Source organism: Enterobacter sp. MGH 38 (genome assembly GCF_000492855.1).
Taxonomy (GTDB): domain Bacteria; phylum Pseudomonadota; class Gammaproteobacteria; order Enterobacterales; family Enterobacteriaceae; genus Enterobacter; species Enterobacter hormaechei_C.
On sequence record NZ_KI535607.1, the window covers coordinates 888370 to 902184 of the forward strand.

Below are 13815 nucleotides of genomic sequence, written 5' to 3' on the forward strand. Positions count from 1 at the left end.
CCGCTATGACAGAACAACAAACGATTTATCAGGAAGTCTCTGCGCTTCTTATTACGCTGTTTGAAATCGCCCCGGAGGATATTACCCCTGAGGCACGTCTTTACGAGGATCTGGACCTCGACAGCATTGATGCCGTCGATATGGTGGTGCACCTGCAAAAGAAAACGGGCCATAAAATCAAGCCTGAAACCTTCAAAGCGGTGCGCACGGTGCAGGACGTCGTGGACGTTGTGGAACAGCTTCAGCGCGACGCGTAACGTGCGTTCGATTCCAGTTCTTCCCGCCCTGACGGGGCTGATGCTGCTGGCATGGCCGTTTTTGATCGGCTTCGGGCTGGCGAATAATAGCCTGCACGGGATACTGCCCGTGATGGCGCTGGTGCTGCTGATGCGCGTCTGCCAGGCCCGTCGGCAGGGCGGCCCCCTGCGTTATCTGTTCGTAAGCGTGGCGCTGGCCGGCATAGCGCTTTGCGCGGCGAGCTACGTCCTGCACGCGCACCAGTGGGTGCTGTTATATCCGGTGGTGGTGAATCTGGTGATGCTGGTGGTGTTTGGCGGTTCGCTGTGGACGGCAATGCCCGTCGTCGAACGGCTGGCGCGCCTGCGTGAACCGGACCTCTCCCCCGTCGGGGTACGTTACACGCGCCGGGTTACCCAGGTCTGGTGCGGCTTTTTTATTATCAACGGGGCGATCGCGCTGTTTACCGTATTCCACGCCGATATCCGTCTGTGGACGCTGTGGAACGGGATGATTGCCTATCTCCTGATGGGCACGCTGATGGCTGGCGAGTGGCTGGTGCGACAACGGGTGAAGAAAAACGATGCTTAACCCTCTTCCGCTTAGCCAGTGGCTCAGTGCGCCCCGCCCTGACGACACCCCTGTCGCCTGGCAGGACGACCATCTCTGGACGCTTGGCGATCTGCGCCACGACGTCACTCAGCTGGTCGACACGCTGCGTCGTGAAGATGGCGAGCGCTGGGCGCTGTGCATCGAAAACGGCTATCTGTTTATTGTCGCGCTGCTGGCGACGCTGCATGCGGGTAAAACGCCGGTCCTCCCCGGGCACAGCCGGGCGGCGCAGCTTAACGAACAGCGGGCGCTGTTCAGCGGCGTCCTGAGCGACACCACGCTCGATTTTCAGGGGCAACAGCTGCGGGTGGCTTCCGCTCAGCGGGCAGGCCATCCCTTTTCACCGCTGCCTGCCATCGGTGAGATGCGCACGCTCGAGCTTTACACCTCCGGCTCGACCGGCACGCCGCAGCGGGTGAGTAAGCCGGTGGTCAGCCTGGACCGTGAGGCTCGTCTTCTGGCGGCGCATTTTGGCGAGCGTCTGGCGGGCTGTCACGTCGTGGCTTCCGTGGTGCTGCACCACCTGTATGGCCTGACGTTTCGTGTCGTCTTACCCATGGCGCTCGGCCTGCCGCTGCACGCCAGCCTGCTCAACTATGCCGAGCAGCTCTCTGCCCTTCCCGACGATAAACGCTATCTTTTCATCAGCAGTCCGGCGTTTCTCAAGCGGCTGGACGCGTCACTGACGCCGCCCCCCGTCAACCTGCTCTTCTCCGCTGGCGGCGCGCTGCCCTGGCAGGAGGTCGCCGCGGTTCAGGCCTGGCTCAACGTCTGGCCGGATGAAATATACGGCAGCACGGAAACAGGCGTAATGGCCTGGCGCTACCGTCAGGAGGAAAGCACCCGCTGGCAGCCTTTCCCCGGCGTGACGTTTCACGGCGATCGCGTGATGTCGCCGCTGATCCCCGAGGTGGAGGGGGTCGTGCTGGATGATATCCTGCACTTCACGGCTGACGGGCAGTTCAGCCTCGTCGGGCGCCGCGGTCGGGTGGTCAAAATTGAAGATAAACGCATTTCACTCGATGACATTGAGCGCCGCCTGTTGGCGCTGGACGGCATCCGCGAGGCCGCCGCGCTGACGGTGACGCGCGGCGGGCGTCAGGGCATTGGCGTATTGCTGGTGCTGAATGAAGCGGTGCGTCAGCAACACGAACAGGGCAAAAAAGCGCAGGAGCTCGCCTGGCGACGCGCCCTTCGCCCCTGGCTTGAACCGGTTGCCGTGCCGCGCTACTGGCGGATCGTTGATGAAATCCCGGTCAACAGCATGAACAAGCGCGTGACTGCGCAGCTACAGGAGTTGTTTCATGAAGATCCCTGAAATCGGGCGCCTCCAGCCCGATCCACAGCATCTGGAGATAACCTTTTATCTTGATCCTGACCTGCTCTGGTTTAAGGGACATTTCGCCGTACAGCCGCTGCTGCCGGGCGTGGCCCAGCTCGACTGGGTAATGCATTACGCTGCCGCGCTGGCGCCGGGCTACCGTTTTCACAGTATTCAGAACGTGAAGTTCGCCGCCCCGCTGTTGCCGGAGAATACGGTCACGCTGCTCCTTGCCTGGCAGCCCGAACGCGAGATGCTGACCTTTAGCTACCAGCGCCATGCGGGTAACGAGCGCCACACCGCCAGCAGCGGGAAGATTCGCTTATGTCAGTAACCTTCCGTCCCTGCGTGCTGATCCCGTGCTATAACCACGGGGTGATGATGGCTTCGGTGCTGGCGCGCCTGGCGCCTTTCGATCTGCCCTGTCTGGTGGTGGACGACGGCAGCGATGAAACCACGCGCCGCACGCTTGAAGCGCTGGCGGCGGATCGTCCGCAGGTCACGCTACTGCGGCTGGCCGAAAACAGCGGCAAAGGCGCGGCGGTGATGCAGGGGCTGAAAGACTGCGCCGATCGCGGCTTCACCCACGCCGTTCAGGTGGACGCTGACGGCCAGCACGCTATCGAAGACATCCCCAAACTGCTGGCGCTGGCCGAACGCCATCCCGATGCGCTCATTTCCGGGCAGCCCGTTTACGATGACTCGATCCCCCGTTCGCGCCTGTACGGCCGCTGGATAACGCACGTCTGGGTCTGGATTGAAACCCTCTCCCTGCAACTGAAAGACAGCATGTGCGGGTTTCGCGTTTACCCTATAGCCCCGGTTTTGCGCCTTGCAGCAACCACGCCGCTCGGCAGGCGAATGGATTTTGATACCGAAGTGATGGTGCGCCTCTACTGGCAGGGCAACACCAGCTATTTTCTGCCCACCCGCGTGACCTATCCGCCGGACGGGGTATCCCATTTCGATGCCCTGAAAGACAATGTGCGCATCTCGTTGATGCATACCCGTCTGTTTCTCGGCATGCTGCCGCGCATTCCTTCCCTGCTGATGCGTCGCCGCTCGCAGCACTGGGCGCAGCAGCAGGAGGTGAAAGGATTATGGGGCATGCGCCTGATGCTGCGCGTCTGGCAGCTGCTGGGGCGTAAGGCGTTTACCGCCCTGCTGTGGCCGGTTACGGCCGTCTACTGGCTAACCGCCCGCGCTGCGCGTCAGGCATCGCAGCAGTGGCTGGCGCGGGTTAAAACGGTGATGGCACAGCGGCAAATGCCGCAACCCGCACGGCTTAACAGTTTTTCCCACTTCCTGCGCTTCGGTCATGCCATGCTGAATAAAGTGGCCAGCTGGCGCGGCGAAATGAAACTCCATCGCGATCTGGTCTTTGCGCCAGGCGCGCAGGAGGCGCTGGGGCTCGACGATCCTCAGGGCAAACTGCTGCTCGCGTCGCATCTTGGCGATGTGGAAGCCTGCCGGGCGCTGGCCCAGCGCGAAGGGGCGAAAACCATCAACGCGCTGGTCTTTAGCGACAACGCCAGACGTTTTAAGCAGGTGATGGAGGAGATGGCGCCGCAGGCGGGCATTCACCTGATGCCGGTCACCGACATTGGCCCGGAGACCGCCATCCTCATCAAAGAGAAGCTGGATCGCGGCGAATGGGTGGCGATCGTGGGCGATCGCATTGCCGTCACCCCGCAGCGCGGCGGCAGCTGGCGGGTGATATGGAGCGAATTTATGGGCCAGCCCGCGCCGTTCCCGCAGGGGCCGTTTATCCTGGCGTCCATTTTGCGCTGCCCGGTGGTGCTGATTTTTGCCCTCTGTCAGCAGGGAAAGCTGACCCTGCACTGCGAGCCGTTTGCCGACCCGCTGCTGCTGCCGCGCGGCGAACGCCAGCAGGCGCTACAGCAGACCGTCGACCGCTATGCGGAGCGGCTGGAGCATTACGCGCTCTTGTCGCCGCTCGACTGGTTTAATTTTTTCGATTTCTGGCAGCTGCCAGAGATCAACGAGAAGGAGTAAAGGGTGCTGACCGATCCCCGCTTTACGGCTGAAGTTGAAATCACCGTTCCGTTCCACGACGTCGATATGATGGGCGTGGTGTGGCACGGCAACTACTTCCGCTACTTTGAGATTGCCCGCGAAGCGCTGCTCAACCAGTTTGATTACGGCTATCGCCAGATGAAAGCGTCCGGCTACGTCTGGCCGGTGGTGGATACCCGGGTGAAATACCGCGACGCGGTGACCTTCGAGCAGCGCATTCGCGTCCGCGCCCACATTGAAGAGGTTGAAAACCGTCTGCGCATCGCCTATCAAATCTTCGACGCGCAAACCGGGAAACGCACCACCACCGGCTACACCATTCAGGTGGCGGTGGAAGAAGCAAGCCGGGAGATGTGCTTTGTCAGCCCGGCCATTCTGTTCGAACGCATGGGGATCGCGCCATGAAATGGATAACGCTACTCGCGCTGCTGGTAAGCCCGCTGGTGAACGCGGTCACGCTGGATGAACTGCAACAGCGGTTTGCGGAGCAACCGGTAGTGCGCGCACACTTCGAACAGATACGCACGATCAAGGACATGCCTCAGCCCCTGCGCTCGCAGGGGGAGATGCTAATCGCCCGTGACAATGGCCTGCTGTGGGATCAAAAAGCGCCGTTCCCGATGACGCTGCTGCTGGATGACAAACGGATGGTGCAGATCGTCAACGGTCAGTCGCCGCAGACCATTACCGCCGACACTAACCCGCAGATGTTTCAGTTCAACCATCTGCTGCGGGCGCTGTTCCAGGCCGACCGCAAGGTACTGGAAGAGAACTTCCGCGTCGATTTCAAAGACCTGGGCGAAGGCCGCTGGTCGCTGGTGCTGACGCCCGTCACCACGCCGCTGGACAAGATTTTCTCCACCCTTGATTTGAAGGGCGCGATCTATCTGGAATCCATTCGCCTGAACGATAAGCAGGGCGACACGACGGATATCGCCCTCTCCCGCCACCAACTGACGCCCGCCCGCCTGACTGATGCAGAACGCCAGCGCTTTGCCGCACCGTAACGCCCTGCGCCCGGCGCTGCTGTGGGCCGCGGTATGCCTGATCCTGCTGGGCGTGCTGCTGTCGCTGCTGCCTGGCGCGCGGCTGAACAGCAGCGTGCTCGCCATGCTGCCGAAACAGACGCTCGGCGCGATCCCTCCCGCTCTCAACGACGGATTTATGCAGCGCCTCGACCGCCAGCTCATCTGGCTGGTCAGCCCCGGCAAACAGCCGGACCCGCGCGTGGCGCAGCAGTGGTTAACCCTGCTGCAACGCAGCCAGGCGCTGAGTGTCGTAAAAGGTCCGCTGGATGCCGCCGGGCAACAGGCCTGGGGAGATTTCTTCTGGCAGCACCGCAATGGCCTGGTCGATCCGGCCACCCGCGCCCGCCTGCAAAACGGCGGTGAAGCGCAGGCTCAGTGGATCCTGTCCCAGCTCTACTCCGCCTTTTCCGGCGTGAGCGGCAAGGAGCTGCAAAACGATCCGCTGATGCTGATGCGCGGCGCGCAGCTCGCGCTGGCGAAGAACAGCCAGAAGATGCAGCTGATGGACGGCTGGCTGGTGACAAAAGATGCGGCCGGGAACTACTGGTATCTGCTGCACGGCGAGCTGGCGGGCTCGTCGTTTGACATGCAGCAAACCCACCAGCTGGTGACCACCCTCAACGCGTTGCAGCAGACGCTGAAAAGCCAGTATCCACAGGCGCAGCTGCTCTCGCGCGGGACGGTGTTCTACAGCGATTACGCCAGCCAGCAGGCTAAAAACGATATTTCCACGCTTGGCGTCGCCACGGTGCTCGGGGTGATCCTGCTGATTGTGTCGGTGTTTCGCTCCGTGCGTCCGCTGCTGCTGAGCCTGCTCTCCATTGCCATCGGCGCGCTGGCGGGGACGGTCGTGACGCTCCTGCTGTTCGGTGAGCTGCACCTGATGACGCTGGTGATGAGCATGAGCATTATCGGCATCTCGGCGGACTATACGATTTACTACCTCACGGAGCGGATGGTGCACGGCGCGGAACACTCGCCCTGGCAAAGCCTGGCAAAAGTGCGTAACGCGCTGCTGCTGGCGCTGCTGACCACCGTCGTGGCGTATCTCTTCATGATGCTGGCCCCCTTCCCCGGCATTCGTCAGATGGCGGTGTTCGCCGCCGCAGGTCTGAGCGCCTCGTGCCTGACGGTAATGTTCTGGCATCCGTGGCTGTGCCGGGGCATGCCGGTCCGCCCGGTCCCCCTGAGAGGGATGATGCAGCGCTGGCTGGACGCCTGGCGCGACGGTAAAGCCCTCTCCGTCGGGCTGCCGGTAGCACTGGCGCTGCTCTCCGCCATCGGGATCGCCAGCCTGCGGGTGGATGACGATATCGCCCGGCTTCAGGCGCTGCCGCAGGACATTCTGGCGCAGGAAAAAACCATCACCGCCCTGACCGGGCAAAATGTCGATCAGAAATGGTTCTTGGTGTACGGCGCGTCGGCTCAGGAAACGCTGGAGCGGCTGGAGGCGTTTACCCCGGCGCTGGCGCAGGCGCAAAAAGCCGGTGAATTAACCCGCTGGCGTACCCTGCCGCTGAACTCGCTGGCGCGGCAGAACAGCGATCTGCAACTTCTGCGTAACGCCGCGCCGACGGTGACGAAAATGCTGCAAAGCACGGGGCTGAATGCCGTCGCCCCGAATCTGAACGCCATGCCTGTTAGCGTGGAAGCGTGGCTCGCCAGCCCGGCCAGCGAGGGCTGGCGTTTGCTGTGGCTGACGTTGCCGGACGGCAAAAGCGGTGTGCTGGTCCCGGTCGATGGCGTCAGAAACAGCGCCGCGCTCGGTGAGCTGGCCACCCGCCATCCCGGGGTCGTCTGGGTTGACCGTAAGGCCAGCTTCGACAGCCTGTTTGCGCTCTACCGCTCGCTGCTGTCGGGGCTGCTGGGCGTGGCGCTGGCGGTGATTGCCTGCGGCGCGATGCTACGCCTCGGCTGGCGAAAAGGGCTGGTGGCGCTGGTGCCGTCCGTGCTGTCGCTGGGCGGCGGGCTGGCGGCGCTGGCCGTGACGGGCCATCCGGTGAACCTGTTTTCCCTGCTGGCGCTGGTGCTGGTCCTCGGCATTGGCATCAACTACACGCTGTTTTTCAGCAACCCGCGCGGCACGCCGCTGACCTCCATGCTGGCGATTACCCTCGCCATGATGACCACCCTGCTGACGCTGGGGATGCTGGTATTCAGCACCACTCAGGCCATCAGCAGCTTTGGCATTGTGCTGGTGAGCGGTATCTTCACCGCGTTCCTGCTCGCCCCGCTGGCGATGCCGTCTAACAAAGAGAACTTACCATGACCCGTTTCATTCGTCTGGCGGCAGTGATGATGGCCCTGTTGCTGGCGGGGTGTAGCCATACGACGAACCGCGATGACGCGCGCCCTCAGGCCTGGCTCCAGCCCGGCACCCGCGTCACGCTGCCCCCGCCGGGCATCACGCCTGCCATCCGCGCGCAGCAGTTGCTTACCGGCAGTTTTAAAGGCCAGACCCAGTCGCTGCTGGTGATGCTGAACGCCGACGGAAATAAAGTGACGCTTGCCGGCCTCTCCTCCGTCGGGATCCGCCTGTTCCTCGCCACCTACGACGACACCGGGATCCACACCGAGCAGTCGGTTGTGATGCCGCAGCTGCCGCCCGCCAGCCAGGTGCTGGCCGACGTGATGCTGAGCCACTGGCCGCTCAGCGCCTGGCAGCCGCAGTTGCCGAAAGGCTGGACGCTGAACGATACTGACACCAGACGCGAACTGCGCAACCCCGATGGCAAGCTGGTCACGGAAATTGCCTACCTGAACCGTAACGGCAGGCGCGAACCGATTAGCATTGTGCAGCACGCTTTTCACTACCACATCACCATTCAATATCTGGGTGACTGAGATGATTTACCTTTCTGCCGTTGGCATGGTCAACGCGCTCGGCAACTCGGCTGATGAAATAGCGGCGAACCTGATCGCTGGCGTGGCCCCCGGGATTCGCCAGCGTGCGGGCTGGCTACAGGGCTTACCCGAGGCCGTGCTGGGAGGCGTGGAGGGTGAACTTCCCCCTGTCCCCGAGTCTTTTTCTGCGCATCGCAGCCGCAACAACCAGCTGCTGCTGGCGGCGCTTGCGCAAATCCGGCCCGCCGTCGATGCGGCCATTGCGCGCGTGGGGCGAGACCGCGTGGCGGTTGTGCTGGGCACCAGCACCTCCGGACTGGACGAGGGTGATGAGTACGTGCGCCGCGCGCAGAACGGCGAGCGCAGCCCGCAGTGGCAATATCCGCAGCAGGAGCTGGGCGATCCGTCGCGCTTTCTCGCCAGCTGGCTTGCGCTGGACGGCCCGGCGTATACCATTTCGACCGCCTGCTCCTCCAGCGCGCGGGCGATCATCAGCGGTCGTCGCCTGATCGACGCCGGGCTGGTGGACGTCGCCATCGTCGGCGGGGCCGACAGCCTGAGCCGCATGCCGGTCAACGGCTTCAACAGCCTGGAGTCCTTCTCCCCGACCCTGTGCGAACCGTTTGGCCGCCACCGTCGGGGGATCACCATTGGCGAAGCGGCGGCACTGATGGTGCTGACCCGCGAGCCGGGCGAGGTTGCGCTGCTGGGCGCGGGGGAATCCAGCGATGCGTACCATATTTCCGCCCCACATCCGCAGGGCGAAGGGGCGATCCGCGCCATCAACCAGGCGCTGAACGAGGCGGGCATAACGGCGGCGGACGTCGGCTATATCAACCTGCACGGCACCGCCACGCCGCTGAACGATCGCATTGAGGCGCAGGTTATCCACGATCTCTTTGGCGACCGCGTGCCGTGCAGCTCCACGAAACATCTTACCGGCCACACGCTGGGCGCCGCGGGGATCACCGAGGCCGCCCTGAGCTGGCTGATCCTGACCCGAGACCTGCCGCTGCCGCCGCAGGATTTTTCCCGCTACGCGCCGGACGACACCCTGCCCGCCTTCGGCCTACTGCACCAGAGCGCACCGCTGAATAAACCGGTGATCCTGTCAAACTCCTTCGCGTTTGGCGGCAACAACGCCAGCCTTCTGCTGGGGAGAGTATGATGCACTACTTACCTCCCGGGGATTATCTTCCTCACGACACGCCGATGCTGCTGCTTGAGAGCGTGGAAAGCGTCACCGATGACCGCGCCGTTTGCAGCGTGACGGTGAACGAACGGGGCGTTCTGGCCCCGTTCCTGGACGCGGACGGCAACCTGCCTGGCTGGTTTGCGCTGGAGCTGATGGCCCAGACCGTGGGCGTCTGGTCTGAATGGCACCGGATGCAAAAAGGGCTGCCGCACTGTGCGCTGGGCATGGTGCTGGGCGCGCGCGAGCTGGTGTGCGACGCAGGGCATTTTGCCGCAGGCAGCACGCTGACCATCACCATCGAACGTCTGATGCAGGATGAACGCTTTGGCAGCTTCGAGTGCACCATTCATGCGGATAGTGTCTCCCTCGCCACGGGCCGCGTGAACACCTTCCAGCCGAGCGAGGAAGAATTAACCACACTTTTCAACCAGGGAACACCATCATGAGATCCGTACTGGTCACTGGCGCCAGCAAAGGCATTGGCCGCGCTATCGCCCTTCAGCTTGCGGCGGACGGTTTCACCGTCGGCGTGCATTACCATCGTGATGAAGCGGGCGCGCAGGAGACGCTGGAAGCGATTGTCCAGGCAGGCGGCGCGGGCCGTTTACTCACCTTCGACGTGGGCAACCGCGAGCAGTGCCGCACGGTGCTGGAACAGGAGATCGCTGACCACGGCGCGTGGTATGGCGTGGTCAGTAACGCCGGTATTACCCGCGACGGCGCATTTCCTGCGCTCAGCGACGATGACTGGGACAGCGTGATCCACACCAATCTCGACAGTTTTTATAACGTCATTCATCCCTGCATTATGCCGATGATCGGCACCCGCAAGGGCGGGCGGATCATCACCCTGTCGTCGGTGTCAGGCATTATGGGCAACCGTGGGCAGGTGAACTACAGCGCGGCGAAAGCCGGGATCATCGGCGCCACCAAAGCGCTCGCCACCGAGCTGGCAAAACGCAAAATCACCGTCAACTGCATCGCGCCGGGGCTGATCGATACCGGCATGATCGAGATGGACGAAGCTGCGCTGCACGCGGCGATGTCGATGATCCCGATGCAGCGTATGGGCCAGGCCGAGGAGGTCGCGGGGCTGGCGAGTTACCTGATGTCGGATAAAGCAGGCTATGTGACGCGTCAGGTGATTTCGATTAACGGAGGCATGCTATGACCCGCCGGGTAGTGATTACGGGCATGGGCGGCGTCACCGCGTTCGGCGAGGACTGGCCGACCATCTCGCGCCGTCTGCGCGAGTATGAAAATGCGGTGCGTACCATGACGGAGTGGCAGGCGTATGACGGCCTGCAAACCCTGCTCGCCGCGCCGATTGAAGACTTCACTCTCCCCGCTCACTATACCCGTAAGCGCATTCGCGCCATGGGCCGCGTGTCGCTGCTCTCTACCCGCGCCACCGAGCTGGCGCTGGAGCAGGCGGGACTAATCGACGACGCGGTGCTGACCAACGGTCAGACCGGCATCGCCTACGGCTCGTCGACGGGCAGCACCGGGCCGGTCAGCGAGTTTGCCTCTATGCTCACCGAAAAGCACACCCACAACATCACCGGCACCACCTATGTGCAGATGATGCCGCACACCACGGCGGTGAATACCGGGCTGTTCTTTGGCCTGCGCGGACGGGTGATCCCCACCTCGAGCGCCTGTACCTCTGGCAGCCAGGCGATTGGCTACGCCTGGGAAGCGATTCGTCACGGCTACCAGACGGTGATGGTGGCAGGCGGCGCGGAAGAGCTGTGCCCGTCGGAAGCGGCGGTTTTCGATACCCTGTTTGCCACCAGCCAGCGTAACGACGCGCCAAAAACCACGCCGTCGCCGTTTGACGTTCAGCGCGATGGCCTGGTGATTGGCGAAGGGGCGGGTACGCTGGTGCTGGAAGCGCTGGATCACGCCAGAGCGCGCGGAGCGACAATTTATGGCGAGATCGTGGGCTTTGCCACCAACTGCGATGCGGCGCACATCACCCAGCCCCAGCGTGAAACCATGCAGGTGTGTATGGAGCAGTCGCTGGCGATGGCGGGTCTTGGCCCTCAGGACATTGGCTACATTTCTGCCCACGGCACGGCAACCGATCGCGGGGATATCGCCGAGAGTCAGGCGACCGCCGCCATTTTCGGCGACAGCGTGCCCATCTCATCCTTAAAGAGTTATTTCGGTCATACCCTGGGAGCCTGCGGCGCGCTGGAAGCCTTGCTGAGTCTGCACATGATGCGGGAGGGCTGGTTCACGCCGACGCTCAATTTAAGACAACCGGATGAGCAATGCGGCGCTTTAGATTATATTATGGGGGAAACCCGCCCGATTGATTGCGAATTTATTCAGAGCAATAACTTTGCCTTTGGCGGCATCAATACCTCGATAATCATTAAACGCTGGGCGTAACTATGTACCAGTTTGTACTGGGAAAGATCTCCACCCTTAGCGCGGACCCGCTGGCGTCAACGCTCGCAGACATGGCACCTCAGGGTGCACGACACGCTTCCTGGCTTGCAGGCCGGACGCTGCTCGCCAGAACCTTATCCCCCTCGCCCCTTCCCGAGATAATTTACGGCGAGCAGGGAAAACCGGCCTTCGCTAACGGCCATCCGCTGTGGTTTAACCTGAGCCACAGCGGGGACGATATTGCCCTGCTGATGAGCGATGAAGGTGAAGTGGGCTGCGATATCGAAGTGATCCGCCCGCGGGAGAACTGGCAGGCGCTGGCAAATGCCGTTTTCAGCCTCACCGAACATGACGAGCTGGAACGTGAAGCGCCGGAAGAGCAGCTTTCCGCATTCTGGCGCATCTGGACACGCAAAGAGGCAATCGTCAAACAGCGTGGCGGCAGCGCGTGGCAGATAGTCAGCATTGACAGCACCGCCCAGTCGCTCCCGGTCAGTCAGCTACGCTTCGGCTCGCTGAGCCTGGCGGTCTGTACCCCTACGCCTTTCACCTTAACGGCGGAAGCGGTTACTTACTCCGGTGTTCCTGCGGCATAAAAAACGGCCATGCCGGTTAAAACCAACATGGCCGATGTCCCGTTCACGTTGTTCTCGATCTTATTTTAAATTTTCCGGGAAGTTTGCAGGCAGCTCGCTGGCCGCGCAATTGATCACGCTATCGTCATTCGCACCGCAGTCACGCACGAAGGTGATGGTGGCAAATTCATCAATCACTTCGGTTGGATACACTGGTCCGGCATCACGGTAGCTGTTCATCAGCGGAATGTGATCGTTCTGGAAGCAGACGGTTTTTTCCGGATTATTCATGACCCAGCGCGGGAAGAAGATGGTGCCGTGGAACAGGCGGTCGCCCAGGTTCACGATCAGGCTCACGTCAGTACCGGTTGGCTCCGTCCAGGAAATTTTATAGATGCTCTCCCCAACACGGACGATGTAGGCCTGCTGATCTTTCACCCAACGGTTGCCCACCAGACCACTGTGAATACGGTAGTCCAGGGTGTTTTCGTTTTTAACGTAAATTTCGTAATTCCAGCCATTATCGTAGGTATATACAAGATGTTTGCCGACGAAGCCGCTTAAATCATGTTTATCGAAGGTGCTCATACGCTGTCTCCTTTGTTTTGATGAGACGATCGTACCCCTTCAAAAAATGAATGAATAACGCTATGTTTGAATCAAATTCATCCAAAATTTAGATTAATTATGCACAAGACGACGCTCGAACAGTGGGCCTTGCTGGAGAGAGTCATCGAGGCTGGCAGCTTCGCTAAGGCGGCGGAAGAGACCTACCGCAGCCAGTCCTCGGTCAGCTATAACCTGTCGCTTTTGCAGGAGCGGCTGGGCGTGGCGCTCCTGATGACAGAGGGACGGCGTGCCGTGCTAACCCCGGCGGGTGAGCTGTTGCTGAATCAGGTTAAACCGCTGCTGAAAGCCTTCGCCTATGTTGAAACGCGCGCTGCGACCCTGCGCAGCGGGATGCGAACCCGTATCGACCTGATGGTAGACAGTATTTTTCCGCGTAGCCGGCTGTTCGCGATTTTGCGCCAGTTTCAGCAGCTGTACCCGCAAACGCAGGTGCGGCTTACCGAGGTTCTGGAAAACAGCCGCGCAGATGCGCTCAATGATGAAGCCGACGTGATGGTCTTAACCCGCCGCCAGGACATTACCGGCCTGGGCGAATGGCTGATGAATATCGATTTTGTTGCCGTCGCGCATCACGCGCACCCGCTGTTTTCGCTGGATACGCCGCTTAATGACGAGATGCTACGGCCGTGGCCGCGCATTCAGATCGCAGACAGCCAGCCCACCACTCACCCCACCGGGGAGTCGTGGACATTCTCCACCATCGATGCCGCGATCGAAGCGGTGATGTATCAGGTTGGGTACGGCTGGTTACCGGAAGAACGCATCCAGGCCCCGCTCCAGCAGGGCATCCTTAAAACGCTGCCGCTCAGCCACGGCGTGCGTCGCGCCACGCCGCTGCACCTCATCGTCAAACGCTCCCTCAGCCCGCTGGACGAGCAGGTTGAGACGCTGTTGCGCCTTTTTAAGCAGGAGCCGTCATCGTCAACTGCTACGCTTTAA

16 protein-coding genes are annotated in these 13815 nt (G+C 61.8%); 15 read left to right on the plus strand and 1 reads right to left on the minus strand.

Annotated elements, in window-relative coordinates; all coding sequences use genetic code 11:
• Positions 1 to 5 precede the first annotated feature (5 nt).
• From L384_RS16600 to acpT, 14 genes are read left to right on the plus strand one after another with little or no spacing between them, the layout of a single operon-like run.
• Positions 6 to 257, plus strand: a complete 252-nt coding sequence (locus tag L384_RS16600; RefSeq protein WP_003861262.1) for an acyl carrier protein — start codon at positions 6 to 8, stop codon at positions 255 to 257.
• The gene (locus L384_RS16595) at positions 229 to 828 is read left to right on the plus strand and encodes a COG4648 family protein (protein ID WP_023323842.1); all 600 of its coding nucleotides are present in this window, start codon (positions 229 to 231) and stop codon (positions 826 to 828) included. The genes L384_RS16600 and L384_RS16595 overlap by 29 nt, the downstream gene beginning before the upstream one ends.
• Positions 821 to 2167: an AMP-binding protein gene (locus L384_RS16590; RefSeq protein ID WP_023323843.1), complete on the plus strand. Its 1347-nt coding sequence runs from the start codon at positions 821 to 823 to the stop codon at positions 2165 to 2167. The genes L384_RS16595 and L384_RS16590 overlap by 8 nt, the downstream gene beginning before the upstream one ends.
• Entirely contained in the window at positions 2154 to 2504 is a 351-nt protein-coding gene (locus L384_RS16585; protein ID WP_003861256.1) for an ApeI family dehydratase, read from the plus strand. Before L384_RS16590 ends, L384_RS16585 begins: the two co-directional genes overlap by 14 nt.
• Positions 2495 to 4186 (plus strand): glycosyltransferase family 2 protein, encoded by a 1692-nt coding sequence (locus L384_RS16580; RefSeq protein WP_023323844.1) that lies wholly within the window; start codon positions 2495 to 2497, stop codon positions 4184 to 4186. The genes L384_RS16585 and L384_RS16580 overlap by 10 nt, the downstream gene beginning before the upstream one ends.
• A gap of 3 nt (positions 4187 to 4189) precedes the next feature.
• The gene (locus L384_RS16575; RefSeq protein ID WP_006812302.1) at positions 4190 to 4612 is read left to right on the plus strand and encodes an acyl-CoA thioesterase; all 423 of its coding nucleotides are present in this window, start codon (positions 4190 to 4192) and stop codon (positions 4610 to 4612) included.
• Entirely contained in the window at positions 4609 to 5214 is a 606-nt protein-coding gene (locus tag L384_RS16570) for an outer membrane lipoprotein carrier protein LolA (RefSeq protein WP_023323845.1), read from the plus strand. Before L384_RS16575 ends, L384_RS16570 begins: the two co-directional genes overlap by 4 nt.
• The gene (locus L384_RS16565) at positions 5183 to 7504 is read left to right on the plus strand and encodes an MMPL family transporter (RefSeq protein ID WP_023323846.1); all 2322 of its coding nucleotides are present in this window, start codon (positions 5183 to 5185) and stop codon (positions 7502 to 7504) included. Before L384_RS16570 ends, L384_RS16565 begins: the two co-directional genes overlap by 32 nt.
• Entirely contained in the window at positions 7501 to 8079 is a 579-nt protein-coding gene (locus tag L384_RS16560) for a DUF3261 domain-containing protein (RefSeq protein WP_022651978.1), read from the plus strand. Before L384_RS16565 ends, L384_RS16560 begins: the two co-directional genes overlap by 4 nt.
• Position 8080: 1 nt before the next feature.
• A complete protein-coding gene (locus L384_RS16555) occupies positions 8081 to 9247 on the plus strand; it encodes a beta-ketoacyl-[acyl-carrier-protein] synthase family protein (RefSeq protein WP_023323847.1) in 1167 nt (388 codons plus the stop codon).
• The gene (locus L384_RS16550; RefSeq protein WP_023323848.1) at positions 9247 to 9720 is read left to right on the plus strand and encodes a hotdog family protein; all 474 of its coding nucleotides are present in this window, start codon (positions 9247 to 9249) and stop codon (positions 9718 to 9720) included. The genes L384_RS16555 and L384_RS16550 overlap by 1 nt, the downstream gene beginning before the upstream one ends.
• Positions 9714 to 10445 carry a 3-ketoacyl-ACP reductase FabG2 gene (locus L384_RS16545; RefSeq protein ID WP_026094333.1) on the plus strand — a complete coding sequence of 244 codons (732 nt, stop codon included), beginning with the start codon at positions 9714 to 9716 and terminating at the stop codon, positions 10443 to 10445. The genes L384_RS16550 and L384_RS16545 overlap by 7 nt, the downstream gene beginning before the upstream one ends.
• Positions 10442 to 11671, plus strand: coding sequence for a beta-ketoacyl-ACP synthase (locus L384_RS16540; protein WP_003861237.1), 1230 nt, complete (start codon positions 10442 to 10444; stop codon positions 11669 to 11671). Before L384_RS16545 ends, L384_RS16540 begins: the two co-directional genes overlap by 4 nt.
• A gap of 2 nt (positions 11672 to 11673) precedes the next feature.
• Positions 11674 to 12267 (plus strand): 4'-phosphopantetheinyl transferase AcpT, encoded by a 594-nt coding sequence (gene acpT, locus L384_RS16535; protein WP_023323849.1) that lies wholly within the window; start codon positions 11674 to 11676, stop codon positions 12265 to 12267.
• Between the two features lie 60 nt (positions 12268 to 12327).
• Here acpT and L384_RS16530 read toward each other — a convergent pair whose 3' ends face one another.
• Positions 12328 to 12834 (minus strand): phenolic acid decarboxylase, encoded by a 507-nt coding sequence (locus L384_RS16530; protein WP_023323850.1) that lies wholly within the window; start codon positions 12832 to 12834, stop codon positions 12328 to 12330.
• Between the two features lie 99 nt (positions 12835 to 12933).
• Between L384_RS16530 and L384_RS16525 the strand changes: the two genes are divergently transcribed.
• On the plus strand, positions 12934 to 13815 hold the full coding sequence (locus L384_RS16525; protein ID WP_023323851.1) for a LysR family transcriptional regulator: 882 nt from the start codon (positions 12934 to 12936) through the stop codon (positions 13813 to 13815).